This is a genomic window from Veillonella sp. CHU732, assembly GCF_003992085.1.
Classification (GTDB): Bacteria; Bacillota; Negativicutes; order Veillonellales; family Veillonellaceae; genus F0422.
Genome location: NZ_RQVC01000008.1, coordinates 18,021 through 42,706 on the forward strand (window position 1 = coordinate 18,021; position 24,686 = coordinate 42,706).

The 24,686-nt window shown below is 37.6% G+C and carries 24 protein-coding genes; 22 read left to right on the forward strand and 2 right to left on the reverse strand.

What is annotated here, in order from left to right; translation table 11 throughout:
- Positions 1-6: 6 nt before the first annotated feature.
- The 5 genes from EO121_RS04720 (at position 7) to EO121_RS04740 (ending at position 5,790) form a co-directional block, all read left to right on the forward strand.
- The gene (locus EO121_RS04720) at positions 7-1,035 is read left to right on the forward strand and encodes a glycosyltransferase family 9 protein (protein ID WP_164725866.1); all 1,029 of its coding nucleotides are present in this window, start codon (positions 7-9) and stop codon (positions 1,033-1,035) included.
- A complete protein-coding gene (locus tag EO121_RS04725) occupies positions 1,028-1,672 on the forward strand; it encodes a CatB-related O-acetyltransferase (RefSeq protein WP_127166418.1) in 645 nt (214 codons plus the stop codon). The genes EO121_RS04720 and EO121_RS04725 overlap by 8 nt, the downstream gene beginning before the upstream one ends.
- Positions 1,673-1,683: 11 nt before the next feature.
- Complete coding sequence (locus tag EO121_RS04730; RefSeq protein ID WP_127166420.1) at positions 1,684-2,838, forward strand: glycosyltransferase family 4 protein; 1,155 nt, start codon at positions 1,684-1,686, stop codon at positions 2,836-2,838.
- Between the two features lie 733 nt (positions 2,839-3,571).
- Positions 3,572-4,279, forward strand: a complete 708-nt coding sequence (locus EO121_RS04735) for a hypothetical protein (protein ID WP_127166422.1) — start codon at positions 3,572-3,574, stop codon at positions 4,277-4,279.
- 20 nt (positions 4,280-4,299) lie between these two features.
- Complete coding sequence (locus EO121_RS04740; RefSeq protein WP_127166424.1) at positions 4,300-5,790, forward strand: nucleotidyltransferase; 1,491 nt, start codon at positions 4,300-4,302, stop codon at positions 5,788-5,790.
- 323 nt (positions 5,791-6,113) lie between these two features.
- On the opposite strand, the gene EO121_RS08640 is transcribed toward EO121_RS04740, so the two are convergent.
- Together EO121_RS08640 and EO121_RS04745 are read right to left on the reverse strand one after the other, a co-directional pair.
- Positions 6,114-6,266, reverse strand: a complete 153-nt coding sequence (locus EO121_RS08640) for a hypothetical protein (protein ID WP_164725867.1) — start codon at positions 6,264-6,266, stop codon at positions 6,114-6,116.
- Positions 6,267-6,500: 234 nt separating this feature from the next.
- Complete coding sequence (locus EO121_RS04745) at positions 6,501-6,845, reverse strand: hypothetical protein (RefSeq protein WP_127166426.1); 345 nt, start codon at positions 6,843-6,845, stop codon at positions 6,501-6,503.
- 618 nt (positions 6,846-7,463) lie between these two features.
- Between EO121_RS04745 and EO121_RS04750 the strand changes: the two genes are divergently transcribed.
- From EO121_RS04750 to EO121_RS04830, 17 genes are all read left to right on the forward strand, one after another.
- Entirely contained in the window at positions 7,464-9,533 is a 2,070-nt protein-coding gene (locus tag EO121_RS04750; RefSeq protein ID WP_127166428.1) for a polyribonucleotide nucleotidyltransferase, read from the forward strand.
- A 12-nt stretch (positions 9,534-9,545) separates the two neighbouring features.
- Positions 9,546-9,995 (forward strand): dUTP diphosphatase, encoded by a 450-nt coding sequence (locus EO121_RS04755; RefSeq protein ID WP_127161349.1) that lies wholly within the window; start codon positions 9,546-9,548, stop codon positions 9,993-9,995.
- A gap of 254 nt (positions 9,996-10,249) precedes the next feature.
- Positions 10,250-11,167 carry a DUF535 family protein gene (locus tag EO121_RS04760; RefSeq protein WP_127166430.1) on the forward strand — a complete coding sequence of 306 codons (918 nt, stop codon included), beginning with the start codon at positions 10,250-10,252 and terminating at the stop codon, positions 11,165-11,167.
- Positions 11,168-11,178: 11 nt separating this feature from the next.
- Positions 11,179-11,652 carry a transcriptional regulator NrdR gene (gene nrdR / locus EO121_RS04765; RefSeq protein WP_127166432.1) on the forward strand — a complete coding sequence of 158 codons (474 nt, stop codon included), beginning with the start codon at positions 11,179-11,181 and terminating at the stop codon, positions 11,650-11,652.
- Positions 11,645-12,217, forward strand: coding sequence for a D-sedoheptulose 7-phosphate isomerase (gmhA, locus tag EO121_RS04770; RefSeq protein ID WP_062401886.1), 573 nt, complete (start codon positions 11,645-11,647; stop codon positions 12,215-12,217). The genes nrdR and gmhA overlap by 8 nt, the downstream gene beginning before the upstream one ends.
- Positions 12,210-13,694: a PfkB family carbohydrate kinase gene (locus EO121_RS04775; protein WP_127166434.1), complete on the forward strand. Its 1,485-nt coding sequence runs from the start codon at positions 12,210-12,212 to the stop codon at positions 13,692-13,694. The genes gmhA and EO121_RS04775 overlap by 8 nt, the downstream gene beginning before the upstream one ends.
- Positions 13,691-14,662, forward strand: a complete 972-nt coding sequence (gene rfaD / locus EO121_RS04780; protein ID WP_127166436.1) for an ADP-glyceromanno-heptose 6-epimerase — start codon at positions 13,691-13,693, stop codon at positions 14,660-14,662. Before EO121_RS04775 ends, rfaD begins: the two co-directional genes overlap by 4 nt.
- Complete coding sequence (gene gmhB, locus EO121_RS04785) at positions 14,662-15,195, forward strand: D-glycero-beta-D-manno-heptose 1,7-bisphosphate 7-phosphatase (protein WP_127166437.1); 534 nt, start codon at positions 14,662-14,664, stop codon at positions 15,193-15,195. Before rfaD ends, gmhB begins: the two co-directional genes overlap by 1 nt.
- Before the next feature lie 271 nt (positions 15,196-15,466).
- Positions 15,467-16,066: an ECF transporter S component gene (locus EO121_RS04790; protein ID WP_126939228.1), complete on the forward strand. Its 600-nt coding sequence runs from the start codon at positions 15,467-15,469 to the stop codon at positions 16,064-16,066.
- A gap of 127 nt (positions 16,067-16,193) precedes the next feature.
- A complete protein-coding gene (locus EO121_RS04795; protein ID WP_127166439.1) occupies positions 16,194-17,252 on the forward strand; it encodes a metal ABC transporter solute-binding protein, Zn/Mn family in 1,059 nt (352 codons plus the stop codon).
- Between the two features lie 78 nt (positions 17,253-17,330).
- Entirely contained in the window at positions 17,331-17,474 is a 144-nt protein-coding gene (gene scfA, locus EO121_RS04800; protein ID WP_009353042.1) for a six-cysteine ranthipeptide SCIFF, read from the forward strand.
- A gap of 472 nt (positions 17,475-17,946) precedes the next feature.
- Positions 17,947-19,341, forward strand: coding sequence for a thioether cross-link-forming SCIFF peptide maturase (gene scfB, locus EO121_RS04805; protein ID WP_127166441.1), 1,395 nt, complete (start codon positions 17,947-17,949; stop codon positions 19,339-19,341).
- Positions 19,342-19,370: 29 nt separating this feature from the next.
- Positions 19,371-21,788 carry a carbamoyltransferase HypF gene (locus EO121_RS04810; RefSeq protein ID WP_127166443.1) on the forward strand — a complete coding sequence of 806 codons (2,418 nt, stop codon included), beginning with the start codon at positions 19,371-19,373 and terminating at the stop codon, positions 21,786-21,788.
- Between the two features lie 8 nt (positions 21,789-21,796).
- Positions 21,797-22,051: a HypC/HybG/HupF family hydrogenase formation chaperone gene (locus tag EO121_RS04815; RefSeq protein WP_127148641.1), complete on the forward strand. Its 255-nt coding sequence runs from the start codon at positions 21,797-21,799 to the stop codon at positions 22,049-22,051.
- A complete protein-coding gene (gene hypD / locus EO121_RS04820; RefSeq protein WP_127166445.1) occupies positions 22,008-23,126 on the forward strand; it encodes a hydrogenase formation protein HypD in 1,119 nt (372 codons plus the stop codon). Before EO121_RS04815 ends, hypD begins: the two co-directional genes overlap by 44 nt.
- Entirely contained in the window at positions 23,127-24,134 is a 1,008-nt protein-coding gene (gene hypE / locus EO121_RS04825) for a hydrogenase expression/formation protein HypE (RefSeq protein WP_127166447.1), read from the forward strand.
- 103 nt (positions 24,135-24,237) lie between these two features.
- On the forward strand, positions 24,238-24,684 hold the full coding sequence (locus EO121_RS04830; protein WP_127166449.1) for a hypothetical protein: 447 nt from the start codon (positions 24,238-24,240) through the stop codon (positions 24,682-24,684).
- The last annotated feature ends 2 nt before the right edge of the window (positions 24,685-24,686 follow it).

The window sequence follows — 24,686 nt, forward strand, 5'->3', positions numbered from 1 at the left end:
GTTGTAATGAGTCGATTTGGTGGTTTAGGGGATATGGTGATGCTTACCCCTATATTGAGAGGAATAAAAACGCTCTTGCCAGAAACTAAGCTAATAGTAGTAGGGGAAGAAAATGCTAGAGCCCTAATGGAGGGATGTCCATTTGTAGACGAATATCTAGGATTTGATAAAAGCTATAAAAGTTCTTGGAATATTATAAAAAAAATATGGAGAGCTGATATTGTATATCTAATGGATACGCTATATCGTATCTCTATAATTTATTGGTTAGCAAGAGTAAAAAAGAGAATAGGGTTTCCTCATAAAAGGAAGTTTTTTTTAACGGATCTTATTTCACCAAAGTCTTGGATGGACTATGCGTATGAACCAGTGGTATATGCTGATTTTGTGAAAGATATACTGCAAATAGATATTACACAGATACCAGACTGGGACCATTTGTTCTATCCTGAAGGAAGTGAATTAGAAAAGAAAAACGTAAATGAATTATTAAAGAATAGACTATATGATGATTTTATAGTTTGCAGCCTAGAGACAGGCGGACATGCGAAAGATTGGCCTATTGAATACTGGTTGGACCTATTTAGGGAGTTAGAAGAACTAGAAAAAAGTGTGGTTATTATTGGTGTTCCATCAAAAAAATATAATGACATAGAATTCCCTAGTAATGTGGTTGATTTAAGAGGAAAGACAAATCTCCTTGAAATAGGAGAAGTTATACGATTAGCAGATATGGTTGTTAATGGGTGCAGTTTCCCAATTCATGTAGCAAATGCTGTTGATACACCGGTAATTGGACTATATGGGTCGCAACCTGATTGGAGAGGGATGCCACAACGCATATTTGCTAGCATACATGCTGAAATAGAATGTTCACCTTGTGACTATTTATTTAAAGGACCTGGTTGGTGTGAGAATCCAACATGTATGAAACAAATATCTGTAAAAAAAGTTATCACAGAAATTCAAAGATGCTATGATGAAGGAAAATCTTTGGGAGAATATCGATTAATAACTGGAGAAAATGATGGATAATAAACTAATTGAGAAATATGATATTTCTAAAATGGATGCTTATTTGGCAGAAATGGTTTATAGAATCAAGGGTAGCAGAATTTATCCAGAATATATCTATAAATTATCATTAAAAAAATATGGATTTAAAGATAATTTAGCGAGATATTATACAGAAAAATATTCAGGAATTCCCGTTGGGAAATTTACTTGGGGATATAAATATATAAGGGATGATATAATTAAGTCTATTGGTGCATATTGTTCTATTGCGGTTGATCAATTAGTAGTTCCGAATGGGCATAAAATAGACTATGTTACTACATGGCAATCGGAATTAGAATATCCGAATGAATTACCTATTAAGAAAAGTACAGTGATTGGTAATGATGTTTGGATTGGTGCACGCTGCACAATTTTAAACAATCTTACAATTGGTGATGGAGCTGTTATTGGTGCTGGTAGTATAATAACTAAAGATGTGCCACCATATGCGATTGTAGTGGGAGCTAATAAAATTATTAGATATCGTTTCCCAGAAGAAATAATTCAAAAATTGCTTATCATGAAATGGTGGGAATGGGAAGATGAGAAAATACGATCTTCCTACAAATTATTTGAAGATCCTGTTGCTTTTGTAGATGCGTATTATTTATAGTAGAGTGAAATATGAGAATACTAGAAATTTTATCAGGTCCATCATACGATTCTGTCATTGCCTATAAAGATGCGGGTATGTTATTGTATGAATTGAATAAATCTTTTAATTACACAGCTAATTATTGTGGATGTAATAATAGTGAGTATGAAGCAGAGTGGAATCCTCAATTTTTGAAATCGGTGTGCGTTACCAAAATTTCAGAGAGCTTAGAATTTAAACAACAGGTTTTAGATATAAAAAAATATATAAAAGATCATATTATAAGTTATGATGCGGTTATATTTTTTAATTATGGCAATACGACATACAAATTAGCAAACCTATGTAAACAAATTAATCCTAAAATCGTTGTATATGTTAAATTAGATATGGGGAAGGGGGGCTATGAGCATTTTGCTCCCAACCGAGACTTCTTCTTCTGGCGCAGTCGTTTTGAAGCGTTTAAAAGTAGATGGATTGATTTTTTTACTGTAGAAACAAAAGAGTATTATAATACTTTAAAAGACACCTCTATGTTTAAAGGTAGATTACATTATCTACCAAATGGTGTATCTACATTAGGAATCGATGATGCCACAGTAAATATAGAACAAAAAGAAAATATTGTGATTACTGTTGGTAGACTTGGCATTTATGAAAAAAATACTGAGTTACTTTTGGATAGTATATTAGAAATTCCTGATAATTTACGTAGCCAATGGAAATTTTACTTTGTAGGACCACAAACAACGGAGTTTTCGCAGTATATCGCAAAATTTTTAGAAGATAATCCAATGCTTGCACCTAACATAGTTCAGCTAGGAAATATCACAGATAGGAATGAATTATCTAACCTATTAAAAAAGTCGAAAATTATTTGTATGCCTAGTAGAACGGAAAGTACATGTATAGCAACGTTAGAAGGCATGTATTTTGGCTGTATACCCATTATTAGCCGGTATAGTGCTTTTGTAAGAGATACAACAAATAATGAAACCATTGGTAAGGTAGTGGATGACTATACATCTAGTGGCTTTGCCAAGGCAATGGTAGAATATATGAAAGATGAGGCTCATCTAAAATCGGAAGTAGAAAAAGCGATAAGTTATGCAAGAGATACATTCGATTATAAAAGTATTGGTGCTGAATTAAATCGATTGTTAATGTTGTATAAAAAAGATTAGTAAAATAAATAGAGGTACTTATAATAAAGTGCTAAAAATTATAGGTTATAGATCTTTTATATATTATTTTTGTCAGGATAAGTTAATATATAAGTGTGGATATGAGTTTAGTTAGATATATTCAAGAAATAATAATTAAATATAGCGAAGATAAGGGTTCATATTTTAGTACTAAATAAAAGTAGTGGCAGAGCGAGAAATCGCTCTGTTTTTATTTTCAGAATTTTGTATTAAATACAATATATGGTAAAATATAATTAATAAAATCCGATATATAGTATTCTTTTGGGAGATATGAGAGAAAATAGTGGGAATAAGGCTTATGTCTTCTATTGAAGCAAGATTAGAAGCATATTCTAAATTATAATGGTAAAAACTTAGCAAAACTTGTAATAAATCGAACACTTCTAAAATATGTATTAGGAGATGGGAGTGCTAGATAAAATGGGGACATACTTCTAAAGAAGTGCGTATTGGAACGGCAATGAAGCGCAGGTGAATATTCTATATAAATACAAGTACAATGATACTGGAGTAGGAACTTTCATATACTATTAAAATAAAATTTATATATCTGATAGGATTGTGCCATGGCTATAGCCTGGTATTTTATTATGAAGTATGGTTGAAGGCAGAAGAATGATTAGGAGGATATTGTTCGTAAAAAATAAGATAGTAGACTATAAAGTTCTAAAAGAAGTTAAGCAGTAATAATGAAAGGGTGGAAATTTAAGTGTTAGAAAGTATAGTTATAAATTTAATTAGTAACGTAATTTCTTTTTTTTGCGGTAGATTTTATGATAATTATAGAAGAATTTGGCTGATTATAAAATCAGTACTAAAATACGATAAAGATATTAGGTTTAGTATTGCTTATCTATATAAAATAAAAATAGATGATAAGTATCTTTTAATAAAAGGGAGTAAAATAGAACAATTGCAACCTGTTGGTGGTGTATATAAGGTCTACAGCTCGTTTATTAGTATTGAGAGAAAGTTGAATATTACATTTGAAGATAAAGAGGGATTTTATGAAAATGAAGATCTAAGATTTTTAGTTAAAGGAAAAAATGTTAGTAAAGTTTTAAATTGGTTTGATAGCAGAAAAAATAGGGAAGTAGCAGCATATAGAGAATTTTATGAAGAAATTATAAGACCAGAGATATTGCCTATAGAAGCAGTAACAAGTATGAAGATAGAGTTTTTAAAGCAAATACAACCAAAAATGGAGTATTCTATACACTTTAGAATCGATGAAATTTTATTATTTGATATTTATGAAATTCAGTTAATAGATGAATACGTTGAGATGATACGCCAATATGCGCAAGGGGATGATAGTGTGATTAAGCTTGTAGATAGAGCGGCTATCGAAAAAGAATGTATTGATATTGAAGGAAAATCATTTAAAATAGGAAGTCATTCGAGGTATATTATTTAAGAAAAAAAGGAGAAGAGAAAGTGGAAAATTTTAAAATCTCAAAGGAGATAGAAGAGCTGATTAATGAAATTGATGTTTCTGAATCTTATTATGAAAAAGTATCGAATCGGTATAAAGCAATTGCAAACTATATAAAAGAATCTGATTTAGCAGAATATGGCCCAGATATTTACCTACAAGGTTCAATTAAATTAGGAACAGCAATTAAACCGCTTACTGAAGAAGGGGCGTACGATATAGATATTGTTTGTAATTTGACTGAAAAAAGAAGAATTGACCAGACTCAAAGGCAACTAAAAGACGAAATTGGGAAAGTTGTTGAAGAGTATTGCATAAGGAATAGGATGCAAAGTTTGCCAAAAGAGAGTAACAGGTGCTGGACACTACATTATGTAGATGAATCAAATTTTCATATAGATATATTACCAGCTGTTCCATGGAATGATAGTGATGATGGAAATATTGCAATTTCAGATAAAAGGCGTGATAATTATGATGATATAACAGATAACTGGGAGATTAGCAATCCCAAAGGATATTCTGATTGGTTTAAAAATCAAAGTAATTTTAAAGTTTTAAAAGAATCATATGCTAAGCAAATTGATGCAAAGGTAGAAGAAATTCCAGACTATAAAGTAAAAACTGAATTACAACGAATTGTGCAGTTGCTAAAGCGACATGCAGAAGTTATGTTTGAAGATGATATGGAACATAAACCATCTTCGGTTATAATTACTACCCTAGCTGCAAAGGTGTATTATAAGTGCACAACTATTAGTGATGATTTTACATCATTATTATTGAATGTAATTAAGACTCTTTTGGATGGAATTGAATATGAAGAAGAAATACCATGTATTTATAATCCAGTTAATAGAAAAGAAAAACTCTCATTAAAATGGGATAAAGAGAAAACGTATTTTGAAGGATTTTTGAAATGGTATGATCAACTTAAAGCTGATTTTAGTGTTGATAATAAAGAAGTGACATTAAATGAGAGCTTGTATTATATGCAGAGAAGTCTGCGTAAGAGTACTAATGAAATTGGGATATCCTTAGACTCGTTAAACCATCATCAGAGACCTAAGTGGAAATTATTAAGTGCCAATGAATCTGATGTGGAGATAAAAACATATTATAGTTGGCCAGGGTTTAGAGGTAAAAAGATAAAAAGTGGTGAAGCTTTGAATAAAAAAGGAGAGCTTAGATTTGAAGTGATTGCCCCCACACTCAATATAAAAGATTTTGATATATATTGGCAAATAACGAATACTGGTACTGAAGCAAAAAATGCAAATTGCCTAAGAGGAGACTTTTATGACTCTAAGATTGAACAAGGGAAAAGGATAAGAACAGAAACAACTAGTTATGTAGGGAGACATTATGTTGAGGCCTATTTAGTAAAAAACAATATTTGTTATAGAAAAAGTAAACCTTTCGAAGTTAATATAATCGATGGATTTACGATTGAGTGGTTTTATACGAAAAATGAAGGTATAACGTATGGTTGATTTAATTAAAAATTATACCTAAAGTGTAAAAGAAGGCTCTTTGTCAAATGTGGGGGCTTCTCATATAAGGAGTTTTTAGTGCTAGCTATCTAAATAGCTAGTGCTATTCTTTTTGCTTAATAGATGTATACGAACTCTGAAACGATCAAAATGACGCAATCTCCATATTAGTTTTACTAAGTCGTAAATAGCGGCAAACATAGGATTCTTTTCTATGAAAGTATGATTACATTCCTGGCACTTGTAACGTCTTTGTAAGTAGCAGTCACTAGGTGATGTTATGTAGCACCAAACTTAACATCTCTAGGATGTTTACCCTTAGACTATTTAGTACTTGCTCCACAATGTGAACATACATGCTCAGCGATTGGCATCTCAAGAGTGACATGAATGGAACCATCCTCATTTGCTTTCGTAAATGTAATATGTTTCTCTTTAATTTTAAAGATAATTTCTGTATAATTGATGTTAGACATATATGACTCATCCTTTCTTAATGGTTTGGTTGCTTTTAACGATACGGTTGGAGTGTGTATATGTCTATTTTATTGCAAAAAAAAAGAATGTTGGTGGCTACTCTTATATGAGTAGCTCCAACATTTATTATAGAGCCTAAAAAGTTAGTTTTGGAATACATCGCCCAATTTGATATTAACTATACATTCAGTATTTAGCAATATTAATATTGTTTGTGTTAATAAGAAGATGAATCATTTTAACAATGTAACAAGAATTGAAATAATAGAAACAACTAGTGCTACATTAGCGCGCAAACTAGATTTTTTATCAAGCTTTCGTTGCTCTAATATGGCTTCATAGTATGATCTTCCTGCAGGGGTTATTTCATAAATGTTTTTAGGATGAATGCCTTCAAGATCGCAATGAAAACCATCAGCACGGGTAATAAAGTTTAGCTTTAATAAGTAATCTAATTCGAGTTCTATATTAGAGAATGAGAGCCCAGTATTATCGAGTAATTGTTGTGGAGACAAATTTTGTAGATAGAATGCTTTTAAATATGAAAAGCTTTTTTTATCTAAAAGATATAAGTCCATTTATTCATGTCCTTTCAAATTAATTATAGCTTTAGATATCCATATAAAAATGGGCTAATTGTATAATGGAATTGAACAATAAAATAAAAAATCAATAGTGATTTCTAGGTTATGATTATAGTGTCAAATTATGAGATATTATGAGGTAATCATTATGGAATATATCAATCATAACACAGAAAAGTAGACAAATAAACATATTTCCTTAGAAGGGACGGTGCAAAGTTTTTGTTGAAAAGTAATTACCTAGCATTAAAAGAGGATTCCTTGTTAGTAAAGGCACTTTGTCAACTGTGGGGCTACTTATATAAAAGATTTCCTTTACACAAATTTAATATTCGATACAGTAATTGTACTTATCAACAATTAGCAGGTGACAATGTGTATAATAATAAAAAGTGCTCCAATCAGGGGCGCCTTCTTTTTTATCCCAAAGGATAATATAAGGTTAGTTTTGGAATCTATAGCCCAATCTGTACTTTTAAAGTATATGTAGTGTTAAGGAATGTCAATTGTATCTGATTCAGTATCACTCCCAAATTGTATTTCCCCCTCTTCTCGTGTATAATAACAACTATAAAGATTTTTAAGGATAAAGAATTAAACAGGAGGCATGGAATGAATCGATTCCAAATGGAACTTGCTGGTCGCACGTTATCAATCGAAACTGGCGAGTTAGCAAAACAAGCAAGTGGTTCTGCATTAGTACAATATGGTGATACGGTTGTATTGGTTACAGCAACGGCATCTAAAGAGGCGAAAGATATTGACTTTTTCCCATTAACAGTAGATTATGAAGAAAAAATGTATGCTGTTGGTAGATTCCCAGGTGGGTTTATTAAACGTGAAGCGCGTCCACCAGAGTCTGCTATTTTGAATAGCCGTTTGATTGACCGTCCAATTCGTCCTTTATTCGATAAAGGTAGCCGTAATGAAGTACATGTAGTAGCTACTGTATTATCTGTTGATCATGACCATGCACCTGAAATCTGTGCATTGATTGGTGCTTCTGCGGCATTATCCATTTCCGATATTCCTTGGGCAGGTCCAATTGCTGGTGTGCGTATGGGTCTTGTAGATGGCAATATCGTAGTCAACCCAACTGAAGCACAATTAGAAGCAACTACATTAAATATGGTTGTAGCCGGTACGAAAGATGCGATCTTGATGGTAGAAGGGGAAGCCAACGAAATTCCTGAAGACATCATCTTAGAAGTAATCATGACGGCTCACGAAGAAATCAAAAACATTGTAGCTTTCCAAGAAACTATGGTGGCTGAAATTGGACATGCGAAACGCACATTCCCAATTAAAGAAGTGGACCCAGTGGTGGCAGAAGCAGTTCGTGCCTATGCACATGACAAATTAGATGCAGCTGTACGCTGTGCGGATAAAGTGCAGCGTGAAGAGCAACAACAAGCTGTATTCGAAGAAGTATTGGCTCATTTTGCGGAACAATTCCCAGAACAAGCAGGCGATATCTACGCAACATTAGAAAAAATGGTGAAAGAAATTGTGCGTCATATGATTACGGTAGAAAAAATCCGTCCAGATGGCCGTCAATTAGATGAAGTTCGCCCTATTTCTTGTCGCGTTAGCGCATTGCCACGTACGCATGGTTCTGGCTTGTTCACACGCGGTCAAACACAAGTGTTAAACATTTGTACCTTAGCGCCATTGTCTGAAAAACAAACCATCGATGGCATTGGTTTAGATACAGAAAAACGATACATCCACCATTACAATTTCCCATCCTACTCCGTAGGGGAAACTCGTTCCTCTCGTGGCCCTGGACGTCGTGAAATCGGTCATGGTGCCTTAGCTGAAAGAGCATTATTAGCCGTACTTCCAACAGAAGAGGAATTCCCATATGCGATGCGTTTAGTATCTGAAGTATTAGAATCCAATGGATCTAGCTCCATGGCCAGCGTATGCGGTTCCACTTTATCCTTGATGGATGCAGGTGTACCTATTAAAGCGCCAGTAGCTGGTGTTGCGATGGGTCTTGTAACGCAAGATGAACATTACACCATCTTAACAGATATTCAAGGTATGGAAGATGCCTTAGGCGACATGGACTTTAAAGTAGCAGGTACTACAAAAGGTGTGACTGCTATCCAAATGGATATTAAAATTTCCGGTTTATCTCGTGAAATCTTAGAAGAAGCTTTAGCGCAAGCTCACAAGGGTCGTATGCACATCATGGGTAAAATGATGGAAGCTATCCATGCGCCACGTGAAGAAATGTCTAAATGGGCTCCTCGCATCGTAACGATGAAAATTGATCCAGATAAAATTCGTGATGTTATCGGTACAGGCGGTAAAGTTATCCGTGGCATTATTGAAGAAACTGGTGCTAAAATTGACATCGAAGATGATGGCACTATCTCCATTGCTGCCGTAGAAGCGGAAGCGGCTGAAAAAGCAATCCAAATCATTACGAATTTGACAAAAGAAGTAGAAGCAGGCGAAGTGTACATGGGTAAAGTCACTCGCTTGATGAACTTCGGCGCTTTTGTTGAAGTATTGCCAGGTAAAGAAGGTTTGGTTCATATTTCTCAATTAGCAAGAGAACGTGTAGAAAAAGTGGAAGATGTAGTGAATGTGGGCGATGAAATTATGGTCAAAGTAATCGAAATTGATGACAAAGGTCGTATTAATTTGTCTCGCAAGGAACTATTGAAATAATCGAGGTGCACTATGGATATTCGTGGATTTGAAGTAGTGTCTGCCTTTGAAGGGCAAGGCATCAATTTGCCGAAGCGTAAGACTTCTGAAAGTGCAGGCTATGACATTGAATGTGCAGAAGCTGTTGTAGTAGGTCCTAAAGAAACAGTATTAATTCCTACAGGACTGAAAGCGTTTATGCATTATGATGAATATTTGGCGATCCACGTTCGCTCAAGCATGGCGATCAAACGAGGCTTGATGCTTACAAATAGTACAGGGATTATCGACTCTGACTACTATAACAATGAAGATAACGAAGGTCATATTATGATTGCTGTGTACAATATTACAGACGCTCCTGTTGCCTTGGAAAAAGGGGAACGAGTGGCGCAAGGTATCTTCTCTAAATACTTGTTGACTAATGATGACGATGCTCGTGGTATTCGTACGGGTGGTATCGGTAGTACAGGAAGTAAATAACAACATATACTAAGGAATAAATTCCTTTAACTAGAGAGTCGTAAGCAATGTTGCTTAGGGCTCTCTAGTTTTTTATTTAGAGAAGTATACTTTCACTAAGTGATACAGGTTGCCTAAGGCAACAGAATGTATAGCTATACAATTGCGATTCTCAGGTGGGATCGGTCCATACATTTAGGTATAATACATTGAATTTCGTTGTTAAAATGGAGTATAATATAGTTTGATATAGTCTATCCTAAGGAGGATGTACCGTGTTTATATATGCAAAACAACAATGGGAATTAGGTAAAAGAATATATGGATACCATAGCTGGCGTGAAAAGCGACGTATTTTTTTATTTACGGCCCGTTCCTATAAAAATAAATCTCAGCTGAAACAATTAGAAGCATATTTTGCAAACTATCGTAGCTATCCTAATTTGTTACAAGACCAAGAAGGAATCTGGGAAATTATTAATCGTGTCTTCTTCTACAAAGAGTCCACAGCTCAAGAGAGATTAGAATGTATTATTCAGCACTTTGATGCCTTGCCGAAATATGTAACAGACGATGCGATTCGGGCCTTGTACAGCCCCTCTGAAAGTGGCATTCGTTTATGGCATTCCGAAGAATTAGCTTTAGAGGCAACCTTACGTTTTATGCCAGGTCAACGGAAAGAAGGCTTATTGAGTTTGCTCTTAACCTACGGAGGGGATGGAATTTATCATATCAACTTCCGATTAGGTGTGGATTCATCGGGACAATCATGTGTTTGGATTGGTACTATTCAGGGATATAAAGAGGGCTTAGATAAGGCGAAGAAGTTAACGAAAAAAATGCATGGCTATCGTCCTAAAAACTTTATGTTCTTTTTATTACGCCAATTAGCCACTTGCTTAGGTATTGAGACCTTGTATGCAGTGTCTGATGAAGGATTCTATACGAATACGCATTTAATTCGCTTTAATCGTCATAAATTAGTGAAATTTGATGATTTTTGGGAAGAATTAGGCGGTCACGTATGGGAACAAGACTCTCGATTTTTTGTGATTCCTTTAGCGGAGGAACGGAAAACCTACGAAACAGCGAAAACACATAAACGAAATATGTATCGCAAACGCTATGAAATGTTAGATACTTTTATAGAAGAAATTCAACAGCAAGGAAAGACCTTCTTGCGCAACCAATAGGAGGATACAATATGAAATGTCCTTATTGTCATCATGACGAAATCAAAGTCACAGACTCACGGTCTACGGACGATAATAATATTCGTCGTCGTCGGGAATGTATGAACTGTGGCAAACGGTTTACGACCTATGAGGTGATTGAAGATTTACCAATTATGGTGATAAAACGAGATCAGAAAAAAGAATTATTTGATCGATCTAAATTGATGAATGGCTTGTGGAGATCTTGTAGTAAACGAGGCATTTCCACAGATCAATTAGAATCGATTGTGAATGAAACGGAAAAACAAATTCGCATGGAAGTAGAGCAAGAAGTGACTACGGAGCGAATTGGTGAAATTGTATTGTCTTTGTTGAAAGATGTAGACCAAGTTGCCTACGTGCGATTTGCCTCCGTCTATCGACAATTTAATAATGTAGAAAGTTTCTTGCAAGAATTACACGAATTATTGGACAATCATGGAAAGGATACAAGACATGAGTGAGTTACATCCAATTGTTAGTGCCCGTTTTTCAGATCATGTAGACACATTGAGTGCTACCTATGAAGTGATGGGTGTTATTGAAGCTATGGCGGAGCGTTGTAAAGCAGCGCTTGCAGCAGGCAATAAAATTTTATTTTGCGGTAATGGTGGTTCCGCCGCAGATTCTCAGCATTTAGCAGCAGAATTAGTGGGACGCTTTCAAAAAGAACGTCGTTCCTTAGCATCCATTGCTCTGACCACAGATACGTCTATTTTGACAGCTGTAGGTAATGATTATGGGTATGATGAAGTATTTGCCCGACAAGTAGATGGCTTAGGCCGTTCTGGAGATATTTTGATTGGTATTTCCACATCTGGGAATAGTAAAAATGTGGTGAAAGCCGTAGAATCTGCTCGTAATATTGGTATGCATACCTTTGCCTTTACTGGTGAAGGTGGTGGAAAAATGGCAGAATTGTGTGACTTAACGTTTGCAGTGCCATCAAAAGTGACAGCTCGCATTCAAGAAATGCATATTTTGGCGGGTCATATTTTATGTGAATTGGTGGAAGAAGACTATGCCTAATCGTACATTACAATCCTTTTTACTTCGTGATTTACCACAGTTACAAGTAGGGGTTATTGGTGACTGCATGTTAGACCGCTACATTTTTGGTGATGTGAGCCGCATCTCTCCAGAATCTCCAGTGCCTGTGAATTTAGTGCAACGTGAAACGGAAGTGTTAGGCGGTGCCGCTAATGTGGCGAATAATTTAGCGCAATTAGATTGCCAAGTGCATATGGCATCTCGTATTGGCGATGATGCACATGGTAAGATAGTACGCCAATTATTAACAGATAATGGTATCCAAAGTACTGGTGTTTTTACTGAAGATTCTATTCCGACCACAACGAAAACTCGTATTTTAGGTGGACAACAGCAAATGATTCGCTTAGATTATGAAGTGAATCAGCCCTTGTCTAGTGCTAGTGAAAGAGCGATCCTTACTTGGCTAGATGAGTTGTTGCACAAAGGATTGCAAGGCCTTGTGATTTCTGACTATGGTAAAGGTATTTGCCAACCATCCTTGTTAAGTCAAGTATTCAGTAAAACTCGAGCAGCCGGCATTATGACCATTGTGGATCCGAAAGGTTCTGATTGGTCAAAATATAACGGTGCTACTTGCATTACTCCTAATGTGAAGGAACTTAGTGAAGCTGTAGGCTATGAAGTGCCCAACACAGATGAAGCGGTTGTTACAGCAGCGAAGCATATTTTGGATACGATGGAACTAGATTTCATCATTGTTACTCGCTCGGCTAAAGGGATTACTTTAGTCCGTAAAGATGGTAATGTATGGCACAATGCAGAAACGAAACAGCAAGATGTATTCGATGTGAGTGGTGCCGGTGATACGGTAGTGGCCATGATGCTCACGACATTAATTGCAGGCTTATCGATTCGAGCCGCTTTAGTAGCTGCCAATGCAGCAGCCGGTGTAGTAGTATCCAAAGTAGGTACCTATCCAATTCACCGTCAAGAATTATTAGATTTATTGTCTTCTATGAAAGCTAAAAAAGAAGATAAAGAAAGTGTCTATTCTGTAGAAGCATTAGCCAAAAAAATCCGATTATGGCAAGATCGGGGCGAAGTGGTTGTCTTTACGAATGGATGCTTTGATATTTTACATCGTGGTCATTTGACCTATTTAAAAGAGGCAGCAACACTAGGTGATCATTTGGTGGTGGCCCTCAATTCTGATAGTTCTGTACGCCGTTTAAAGGGGGATAGTCGTCCTATCAACCATGAACTAGATAGAGCCTTGTTAATGAGCTCTTTAGGCTTTGTGGATGGTGTAGTTTTATTTGAAGAAGATACACCAGCAGAGGTACTTTCACAGTTGAGACCAAATATATTGGTTAAAGGTGGAGATTACAAGCCAGAAGAGGTCATTGGTAAAGAATTTGTAGAGGAAGTACAAATTTTGCCATTCCAGGATGGATATTCTACAACAGGAATCATTGAACGTATCCAAGGATTAGTAAAGGAAGGAAAATTATGATTATTGTTACAGGCGGTGCTGGGTTTATCGGCTCCAATATTGTAAAGCAGTTGAATAATAAAGGACGCAATGACATTTTAATTGTTGATGATTTGACGGATGGTCGTAAAATCCGCAATATTGAAATGTTGGATTTTGCAGACTATATCGATTATGAGGATTTTGATATTGCCGTAGAACAAAATACTTTCGATTGTGGACCTATTGAAGTGGTATTTCATGAAGGTGCTTGTGCGGATACTATGAATTATGATGGCAGATACATGATGAAAAATAACTATGAAGGGTCTAAAAATCTCTTTCATTATTGCCAAGAACGTCGAGTTCCTTTCATTTATGCTTCTTCTGCATCCACCTATGGACATGGGACTAACGGATTCCGTGAAGATCCAGCTTGTGAACAAGCTTTGAATCCTTATGCGTATTCTAAATTGCTATTTGACCGCTATGTGGCAAAGTTTAGAAACCATTTACAATTACAATCTCAATGCGTGGGCTTGCGCTATTTTAATGTATTTGGACCAAATGAAACACATAAAGATAAAATGGCATCCTTGGTACGCCAAATGTATTATAAATTGATGGAAACTGGTGAAATTACCTTGTTTAAAGGCATCGATGGATATGGTGATGGTGAGCAAACTCGTGATTTTATCTATGTCAACGATGTAGTCAATGTGAATTTCTATTTCTGGGAACATCCTGAAATTAGTGGTGTATTTAACTGTGGTACAGGTCACGCTCATACTTTTAACGAATTTATGAAAGCTGTCATTTCCTTCGCTGGAAAAGGCGAGATTCGTTATATCGATTTCCCTGAAGTATTAAAAGGTAAATACCAAAGCTATACGCAAGCAGATACTACTAAATTGCTAGCTGCTGGCTATGACAAAGGGTTTACGCCATTAGAACAAGCAGTCCATGAGTATTGTGCGTTATTACGTGATAATGAAGGGTATGTAAAATAATGGAAACTAGAAATGTATTATTTTTAGATCGTGATGGGGTTATTAACGTGGATGTAGGATACTTGAGTAATCCTGCACAACTAGAATTTATTCCTGGTGCTATTGAGGCTATGAAAGAAGCTCAAACGCGTGGGTATGATATTATTGTGGTGACAAACCAAAGTGGTGTAGCACGTGGTTATTATACCGAGGAAGATGTGCAAGCGTTACATGCTGAAATGTCTCGCCGTTTGGAAGCAGAAGGGGTACATATATTAGCCTACTATTACTGTCCACATCACCCAGAAGGAACCGTGGAGGCTTACAAGAAAGCTTGTGATTGTCGCAAACCGAATCCAGGTATGCTAACGAAGGCCATTGAAGAGTGGAATGTAGATGTAGATGGCAGTTTCTTAGTAGGAGACAAACCATCTGATGTAGAGGCAGCTGAATCCATCGGTATGCGTGCGTATCCATTTGAAGAAGAAAATTTAATGACATTCTTAACACCTATCTTTGCTTGGGAAGAAGGTAGAAAATTGTTAGGGCTGTAATGTGTGGAAAGGACACTCTCGTGAAATATATCAGAGAGTGTTCTTTTTCTTGTTACGTGCTTATATGGCAAATATAATTGAACACTTTGCTATACATTATATAACTGTCACGTGTAAGAAAAGTTACATTTTATGATTGACAGAACCGCTATTTTGTACTACTCTATACGAGGAACTGACTGTATAGTCTGTATCAAGAAGAACAGAACTGAGTTCCATTTTTTAGTATTGGTTCGACTTATATCCTAAGGGAATAAGAACGGAGGAAAACATGGAAAAAGAAACAGCGTTGCAAACACAGCCATCGCAAAAATTTACGGTACGTCAATTGACAATTATTGGTTTATTGGCAGGGATTACGATTGTACTTGGTATGACAGGGTGGGGCTTTGTGCCAATTCCACCAATTAGTGCTACTATCTTGCACATTCCAACTATCTTAGGTGGTGTTGTGGAAGGGCCAAAGGTGGGCATGTCTGTAGGTTTCTTGTTCGGTGCGTACAGTATGGTACAAGCCTACATGGCGCCTAATATTTTATCTTTTGCATTTATGAATCCTATTATTTCTGTATTGCCAAGAATGTTGATCGGTTTAGTGGCAGCGTTGGTGTATATGTATGTACCAATTAAGGTGAAAGCCATTCGTATCGGCTTAGCTGCATTCTTGGGAACAGCTACTAATACAATCCTTGTGATGACTGGTATTTACACAATTTATGGTGTAGAATTTGCTAAGGCAACACACATTTCACCAGAAGCTGTATTTAATGTGGTGATGGGTATTGTATGGTCTCATGGTATTCCAGAAGCATTATTAGCGGTAGCTGTTGTAACACCTGTGGCACTAGCTGTTATTAAAAAGTTTAAATGATAATGAAATTGAGTGTATAGACTGCTCATGCATTCAAGCACGGATTTTTTAAATCGGATATAATCAAGAAGTGAATTAGCAAAAACTAATCACTTCTTGTTTTTTATGTGTTAGGAGGAGTATACTCATGAATTGGAAAAAACGATTAACCTATTTTGTACTAGGAGCTACTATGGTGGCTACTGCAGTAGGTATTGCTGGGTGTGGTAGTGATACAAAACAAGCAGCACCAGCTGAAAAAATGAAAGTTGTTACTACCGTGTTCCCTGTATATGATGTAGCGAAACAAGTAGGGGGAGACAAAGTTGATGTGACTTTATTAGTGCCTCCAGGAGCAGAACCACATGATTGGGATCCAACTGCAAAAGATTTAAAAGAAATTGGTACTGCTAAAGTGTTCTTATATAGCGGTGCAGGTTTGGAACCAACAGAAAAGATTTTAGAAAAAGATGTGCTACAAAAAGCGCAACCTGTAGAATTGTCTAAATCTGTTACTTTGTTGCCAGCTCCAGATGAAGATGAAGACGAACATGATCATGACCATGACAAAGATCATAAAGATGACAAAGATCATAAAGATGACAAAGATCATAAAGACGACAAAGATGACCATAATAAAGCTCAAAAAGAAGATAAACATGAGCACGAACATGAACATGGCGAGTTTGATCCACATGTATGGTTAGATCCAATGAATGTTGCTAAAGAAGTAGATGCCGTTGTAGAAGCTTTCTCCAAAGCAGACCCTACGAATGCAAAATACTATGAAGCTAACGGCAAAGCATACAAAGAAAAATTACAAGCTTTACATGCTAAATATGAAGAATTTGGTAAAACACAACACGACAAACATTTAGTAGTTAGCCATATGGCATTTGGTTACTTAGCAAACGCATACGGATTTGAACAATTAGGTATCATGGGTGTATCTCCAGATGCAGAACCAACACCAGAACGCATGGCAGATATCGTGGCTTTCATCAAAGAACATAATGTAAAAGCTATCTTCAGTGAAGAATTGGTAAGCCCTAAATTGGCGAATGCCATTGCTGCTGAAACTGGTGTAAAAGTGTATGTATTGAACCCCTCTGAAGGTTTAACAGAAGAACAAACACAAAAACATGTGACATACCTTGACATCATGGAAGAAAACCTTAAAACATTGAAAGAAGCGTTAGCTCACTAATTCCTGTCCCTTGCGCTTGCTTGAATCGGTATTAGATGATAATATATAAGAGTAAGTTTGTGCTTAGGAGGAATGAAGATGTCTAAACGTATTCGTACAATTAACACTGAATCCCTACAAAAAACTGCTAAAACAGGCGGCTGCGGCGAATGTCAAACATCTTGCCAATCTGCTTGCAAAACTAGCTGTACAGTAGGCAACCAAGTGTGCAAACAAAAATAATCCATTGGATTAGCAATAAGCTGTTCACCATTCGGTGGGCAGCTTATTTGCTTTATATTACTTCTAGGATTATACTAAAAGTGTTACAAGAAAACCAAATCCGTAACAGGAGGAGGTGACAGTATGTATAACCCTTTAAAATCTTTTATAGTGGCAGTCATGGCAAGTGTAGCTAGCTACTACATTTGCAAATGGATTGATATGTTGCTTTGCTTGTAACAATCCTAGATTTTGTATGAATCTATAAAACATACAAAAATCCCCCTAGATGTACCAGATCTAGGGGGATTATGTATGCTAACCCTTTATATCTTTAGCTTGTCTAAATTATAACATATTCTACTTTAAAAGTACAATTTTTTGCATACTATAATTTTAGAAAAAGTATACCCTATATTGATAGCTTTCTATACGTTATGACCATAAAGTGATATAATACAAGTTAGACTTTAGTAAGTTAATGGAGGTATGAATGTTAGAATTACAACCGATGATTCATAAATTTAAAATGAAAGATAAGTTCTTTCTACTAGATGTAAATAGTGGTATTATCCATGTTATCGATGAGCTTATCGATCGTGTATTAGATATCTATAACGGTACCAACCGTGAGGCTGTACATAGTGCATTAGATGCGACGGAAGATGCAGCGGAATTAGATGAAATTATGGATGAGTTAGATGAACTCATCAAAGAGGAAATGCTCTTTGCTCCTATGTCTGCAGAGTTCAAACTAGTGGTAGATGAAAAACCAATTGTAAAAGCTCTTTGTTTAAACATTGCTCATGATTGCAACTTAGCTTGTAAATATTGTTTTGCCAGCCAAGGTGACTACGGCGGAGTGAAACGTGAATTAATGAGCTTTGATGTGGCGAAACGTGCTGTAGATTTCTTGATTTCCATGAGCGGTCCACGTCAACATTGTGAAATCGACTTCTTTGGTGGTGAACCGTTGTTGAATTGGGATGTTGTGAAACAAACCGTAGAATACATTGAATCCATTCAAGAAAAACATGGTAAAATCTTTAAATTAACATTGACCACCAACGGCATGTTGTTGACACAGGATAAAATCGACTATGTGAATGAACATGATATGAGCTTAGTATTATCCTTAGATGGTCGTGAAGATGTTCATAATAGTATGCGTCCAAGTTCCGGTGGCAGAGATACATACGAAACAGTGGCAAAAAACTTAGTCAATGCTGTTAAACAACGTGATGGCCGTGAATACTATGTGCGTGGCACTTATACGCATAATAACTTAGACTTCTGCAAAGATGTAGAAGCTATGTCAGATTTAGGGTTTGAGCATTTGTCTATGGAACCAGTGGTTGGCGAAGATGGGGCTTATGTGTTACGTCCTGAGGATATGCCAATCATCGAAAAAGAATATGAAAAATTGGCAGACCTATATTTAGAACGTCAATTGGCTGGTTGGGGCGAGAAATTTAATTTCTTCCACTTCCGTATGGATTTATACCGTGGCCCATGTATGGCAAAACGTTTGCGTGGTTGTGGTGCTGGTCATGAGTATATGGCTGTCGTACCAAATGGAGATATTTATCCATGTCACCAATATGTAGGTAAAGATGGATATGTGATTGGTACTGTTTTCGATGGTTTGAAAAATTATGATATACCAACGCAGTTCAGAAACACTCACGTATTTACGAAAGAAACATGTGCTAATTGCTGGGCAAAATTCTTCTGCTCTGGCGGTTGCCATGCGAATAATGAAACATTAGGTGGAGACCTTAGCACACCATACGAAATGGGATGTAAATTACAGAAAAAACGTATTGAATGTGCTATTATGATCCAAGCTGAACTCGATGCAGCAGGGATCCGACAAGAAAATCACTAAAATTATATAACAGAAGGGAGGCGGGTTCTATGAAAGCATACACCATACATGTAACAGGCATTGTACAGGGCATAGGATTCCGCCCCTTTGTGTCTAAACTAGCTCACGAATTAGAAATCGTGGGCACAGTGAGAAATGACACGAGCGGTGTGGAAATACACATACAAGGTGTAGATGCAGATTGTCGACTGTTTATAGAGCGATTGCAATCTGACTTGCCTATGCATGGACGCATTGATACCTTACAAATGGAACCGACAGAGTTACAGGATTTGGATGATTTTACCATCATCCTTTCGCAAGGTATGAAAGGGAATGCCTTTATTGGCGCTGATATGGCTCCTTGCGAGGAGTGCTTACAAGATATACAAGACCCTGAGAACCGACGCTTTCACTATGGGTTTACAAATTGTACAAATTGCGGTCCTCGGTACACGATTATTGAAAGTACACCCTATGACCGTGACACAACGTCTATGAAAGTATTCCCTATGTGCGAAGACTGTCAGAAGGAATACGAACATCTAGAAGGTCGACGATACCATGCGGAGCCCAATGCTTGCGAGCACTGTGGTCCCATGTTTACATTGAAAGGTACAGATGGTACGGTGCTTGCTAATGGACAGGATGCCATAGAGCAAGCCAAAGAGTACATACAACAAGGTGCCATTGTGGCATTAAAAGGCGTTGGTGGATATCATTTGGTCTGTGATGCGTTACAAGAAAACGCAGTACAAACCTTGCGTCAGCGCAAAGGACGGCCTAGAAAACCCTTAGCAGTTATGGCAGGGTCTTTGGAAACGGCAAAACAGTATGTACACATATCTGAAAAGGAAGAAGAACTATTGTTGAGCCCAGCAAGGCCGATTGTTTTGTTACGTAAAGTAAGTTTGACCTTTACTGTTAATGACGTCATGCATACAGAAACATGTGCGACTTCTGAGTGTGATACGGTTCTTAAAGAGATGACTGATATAAATCAGAAAAAATATATTTCTAATCAAGAATGTCGTAATACATTTACTAAGGTTGCTATGAAGGTGGCATCACAGATAACGCCGGTGGCTCCCAGTGTAGCCCCCGGTATGGAAACCTTAGGCATTTTGTTGCCCTATGCTCCGTATCACTACAGTTTAGTACCATCTAATGCGCTATGGGTCATGACTAGTGCGAACCGAAGTGGTGACCCTGTATTATATAATGATGCCCAGGCATTGGAAGAATTACAAGGAATAGCAGATTATATATTGACTCACAATCGAGAGATTATCTCTCCTGTAGATGATTCTGTGGTACAAGTGGTACATGATAAATCAATCATGATTCGCCGTAGCCGAGGGTACGTCCCTTTGTCTATTCCTGTAGTACCATTAGAAAAGAGTCCTACCATGTTAGCTATGGGTGCTGACATGAAAGCCTCTTTCGGTATGAATCGTGGGACTCATGCTATCCTTAGCCCCTACATGGGAGATATGGAGCATCAGCGAGTACAGGATTTGTTGTGGTCCACAACGAAGCGCTATGAAGAGTTATTTCAATTACAGCCTACACAGGTCATCGTGGATGCCCATCCGGGCTACTACACCTCACAGTGTGGTAGAATCTATGCAGAAAAGCATCAATTACCTGTCATAGAAGTGCAGCATCATCATGCCCATGTGGCAGCGGTACTGGCAGAGTATAATACTCAGGAGCCAGTGTTAGGGATTTGCTTTGATGGGACAGGATATGGCACAGATGGTACTCTATGGGGCGGTGAATTTTTATATTGCCACAAAGAACATATGGAACGAATGGCACATTTGAGCTATGCCCCTTTGCCAGGTGGCGAAGTAGCTGTACGAGAGCCGTGGCGCCAAGCCTTGTGGTATGTGAATCAGCTCTATCCAACAGGAGTGCCTACCGTGATAGAACAGTGGAAAGAATCACTGCCTAAAGGGTGGCAATTGTTAGAGAAAATGATGCCCCATATGCAGATGGTACAGTCTTCTAGCGGTGGTCGTTTATTTGATACAGTAGCATCCTTGCTAGGTTTAGGTCATGAGCATCTCTATGATGCGCAACTTGCTATCGAGTTAGAGCAACTGGCGCTTTCAGAGAAGGGCACTATCCTAGACATGAAGCTGGACGGAAGCGTATTAGATACAATGAGTTTAGTACAATCTGTGATAGAACAATTAAAAGATGGTGAAAGTGTAGCAAAAATCTCAGCGAACTTTCACAGAACTTTGATATATTATATAGGACAGATGGCGAAACAATGTTGTGAGGAACGACATATTTCGCATATTGTCTTGTGTGGAGGAGTATTCCAAAATCGTATTCTCCTAGAAGGAGTGATGCAAGAATTACAGGAATACACAGTCCACGTGCCTACCCAAAGCCCGATGAATGATGGCGGTATCGCCTTGGGACAACTATGGTTAGGAAGTTATATGAATAGATAGGAGATACTATGTGTTTAGCAGTACCAGCACAATTGGTGCATATTAATGAAACAATTGGTACCGTGGAATTAACAGGGGTGCAACGAGAGTGCAGTCTGTTATTGGTGCCAGAAGCAAAAATTGGAGATTGGTTATTAGTCCATGCGGGCTGTGCCGTACAAATTGTAGATGAGGAGGAAGCGCGTTTGACCCTTGAGGCATTCCGCGAATTAGAAGAACTTGAACAAGATTACTTTAACAGAAAAATCGAAAGTCGCAGCTAGTTTACTAGAGCGCATTCACGAATTACATAATCCAGAGGAAACTGTACGATTCATGGAAGTCTGTGGCACCCATACAGTGGCTATCTTTCGAGAAGGCATCCGTCAAATGTTGCCGAAAGGCATAGAATTGATCAGTGGTCCTGGATGTCCTGTGTGTGTGACAGACCAACAATATATGGATCAAGCCTTGGCGTATGCGGCTCGAGAGGATGTAGTCATCGCTACCTTTGGAGATATGCTGAAGATTCCTGGTACAACAGGTAATTTATGGCAGTCGAAAGAAAATGGAGCTCATATTGAAATTATTTATAGCCCTATGGAAGTACTTGGATTGAGTGAACAATATCCAGATAAAAAGATTATTTTCTTGGGTATCGGCTTTGAAACGACTATTGCCGTTATTGCAGCTACTATTCAGGCGGTGCATACAAAGGGAGTAAAGAATGTATTTTTCTTGATTTCTCATAAATTGGTGCCTCCTGCATTACGAGCTCTATTAAGTAATCCAGACCATCAAATTGATGGATTCCTATTGCCAGGTCATGTAAGCGTTATCATTGGAGAACAGCCGTATCAATTTTTGGCCGATGAATATCATATGCCAAGTTGTATTGCTGGCTTTGATGGTATGGAAATTTTAGCAGCCATTGTCAATCTCTTAGAACAACGTAAAGAAAAGAAATTTTATGTAGGAAATACGTACCGGTCCGTGGTGGCAAAAACGGGAAATTCCGTAGCACAACAATTAATGGATACCTTGTACGAGCCGTCTGATGATGGTTGGCGTGGTATCGGTGTACTGCCAGCATCGGGTTTAAAGTTGCGCGGAGAATGGTCTGCCTATGATGCGTTGGTACAACTACCTTTAGAAACATTTACAACTAGTGATGGACCGAAAGGCTGCCAATGTGGCTCTGTCATTCAGGGGATGATTCATCCTGATGCATGTCCTTTATTTGGTAAACTTTGTACGCCAGAGCATCCAGTAGGAGCTTGTATGGTATCGGTAGAAGGCAGTTGTTCAGCTTGGTATAAATATGGTTTTTCCAGTGGTGGAATGACCTGGGAGGAATAAATGGAACGTATTCGCTTAGTCCACGGTAATGGCGGTAAATTTAGCCATGAATTGGTGGACCAATATATTGTGAAATATTTTTCGAATCCAATATTAAATGAATTACATGATGGCGCTGTATTTCCAGTCACAACGGGACGTATGGCTATGAGTACAGATTCCTATGTTGTGACACCGCATATGTTTCCAGGTGGCAACATTGGCAAGTTAGCTGTATGCGGTACGGTAAATGATTTAGCCATGATGGGCGCAGTGCCTCAGTATTTGTCTTGTGGACTTATCTTAGAAGAAGGATTGCCTATTTCTACATTAGAAACTGTGCTACAAACCATGTCAGATATGGCACAACTTTCAGGGGTGTCCATTGTCACAGGGGATACGAAGGTGGTAGAAAAAGGTTCCGTTGACGGCATCTACATCAATACTGCTGGCGTAGGTATCGTACCGGACTATGCACAGTTAGGTACGTCTTATATTGAAAGTGGTATGAAAGTCATCATTTCAGGTACTTTGGGTGACCATGCCATTGCTGTCATGGGGACTCGGTATGGATTAGATCTGCCTGATACGATACAAACAGATTGTGCGCCTTTACATAAAATGGCTCATAAGTTGTTAGAAACCTTTGGTAAAGATATTGCTTTCTTTAGAGATCCTACCCGTGGTGGTTTAGCGACGACGCTCCAAGAAATTGCTAACTCTGCACAAAAAGGAATTCGATTGCAAGAGTCTGCCATCCCTGTCCGTGCGGAAGTACAAGCTGTATGCCAAGTCTTAGGTTACGACCCATTGTATTTAGCCAATGAAGGTAAGATGATTGCCATTGTACGCGCTGATGTGGCAGATGAGGTAGTGCAGATGATGCGCACTTTCACAGAAGGTCGTGATGCGGTAATCGTCGGTGATGTGGTGAATGGTAATGCTGGCAAAGTAGGATTGCAAACGGCAGTGGGGGGGATACGTCTCCTGGATATGCTGGGAGAAGACCAAGTACCACGAATTTGTTAGAAAATTGTAATATTTCATAAAAAAATCATATATATCCCGTATACTTTGTATAGAATAAAAATGTATTTTTTGATACAATGGAAAGGAAAAGGAGGATATTACGATGAAAAAACAAATCGTAGCTGCTATGGTAGCATTCTCGGTAGCCACTGTAGGTGTTGTTGGAGTTCAACAAGCACAGGCATTTAATTTAGGGAGTCTAGTAGGAGGCGTATTGAAAGTAGGAGGCGTGGGCTTTCTAGTAGATAAATACGGTGACTCCATCAATAACTTCTTGAACAGTTTATTAAAGCAAAACAATTTGAGTACTACCTATTCAACAAAAGTAGTTCCTATTGTGAGTCTTGGAAAAGGTGGACACATTGGTGCGGCACAGGTAACAGGACCTAGCAGTGAAGTGGAACGTGTTGAGGCAGTAGCGCAAATAGAGGCTAGTTTTAATTCCGTAGCTCGCGTAAAAGGACTAGTACCGATTGATAGCACAAATCCAACGAGTGCCAATCGCATTCAAGGGGTCGGTGTATCGGCAATTATAGATTTGAAGATTTAATG

Excerpts from the sequence above, each read along its gene's own strand:
- EO121_RS08640 (WP_164725867.1), bottom strand. The coding sequence starts at position 6,266 with ATGTCTAACATCAATTATACAGAAATTATCTTTAAAATTAAAGAGAAA.
- EO121_RS04720 (WP_164725866.1), top strand. The coding sequence starts at position 7 with ATGAGTCGATTTGGTGGTTTAGGGGATATGGTGATGCTTACCCCTATA.
- EO121_RS04755 (WP_127161349.1), top strand. The coding sequence starts at position 9,546 with ATGGATATTCGTGGATTTGAAGTAGTGTCTGCCTTTGAAGGGCAAGGC.
- EO121_RS04745 (WP_127166426.1), bottom strand. The coding sequence starts at position 6,845 with ATGGACTTATATCTTTTAGATAAAAAAAGCTTTTCATATTTAAAAGCA.
- rfaD (WP_127166436.1), top strand. The coding sequence starts at position 13,691 with ATGATTATTGTTACAGGCGGTGCTGGGTTTATCGGCTCCAATATTGTA.
- EO121_RS04725 (WP_127166418.1), top strand. The coding sequence starts at position 1,028 with ATGGATAATAAACTAATTGAGAAATATGATATTTCTAAAATGGATGCT.
- scfB (WP_127166441.1), top strand. The coding sequence starts at position 17,947 with ATGTTAGAATTACAACCGATGATTCATAAATTTAAAATGAAAGATAAG.
- EO121_RS04790 (WP_126939228.1), top strand. The coding sequence starts at position 15,467 with ATGGAAAAAGAAACAGCGTTGCAAACACAGCCATCGCAAAAATTTACG.
- EO121_RS04795 (WP_127166439.1), top strand. The coding sequence starts at position 16,194 with ATGAATTGGAAAAAACGATTAACCTATTTTGTACTAGGAGCTACTATG.
- nrdR (WP_127166432.1), top strand. The coding sequence starts at position 11,179 with ATGAAATGTCCTTATTGTCATCATGACGAAATCAAAGTCACAGACTCA.
- EO121_RS04815 (WP_127148641.1), top strand. The coding sequence starts at position 21,797 with ATGTGTTTAGCAGTACCAGCACAATTGGTGCATATTAATGAAACAATT.
- EO121_RS04730 (WP_127166420.1), top strand. The coding sequence starts at position 1,684 with ATGAGAATACTAGAAATTTTATCAGGTCCATCATACGATTCTGTCATT.
- gmhB (WP_127166437.1), top strand. The coding sequence starts at position 14,662 with ATGGAAACTAGAAATGTATTATTTTTAGATCGTGATGGGGTTATTAAC.
- EO121_RS04775 (WP_127166434.1), top strand. The coding sequence starts at position 12,210 with ATGCCTAATCGTACATTACAATCCTTTTTACTTCGTGATTTACCACAG.
- scfA (WP_009353042.1), top strand. The coding sequence starts at position 17,331 with ATGTCTAAACGTATTCGTACAATTAACACTGAATCCCTACAAAAAACT.
- EO121_RS04810 (WP_127166443.1), top strand. The coding sequence starts at position 19,371 with ATGAAAGCATACACCATACATGTAACAGGCATTGTACAGGGCATAGGA.
- EO121_RS04750 (WP_127166428.1), top strand. The coding sequence starts at position 7,464 with ATGAATCGATTCCAAATGGAACTTGCTGGTCGCACGTTATCAATCGAA.
- EO121_RS04830 (WP_127166449.1), top strand. The coding sequence starts at position 24,238 with ATGAAAAAACAAATCGTAGCTGCTATGGTAGCATTCTCGGTAGCCACT.
- gmhA (WP_062401886.1), top strand. The coding sequence starts at position 11,645 with ATGAGTGAGTTACATCCAATTGTTAGTGCCCGTTTTTCAGATCATGTA.
- hypE (WP_127166447.1), top strand. The coding sequence starts at position 23,127 with ATGGAACGTATTCGCTTAGTCCACGGTAATGGCGGTAAATTTAGCCAT.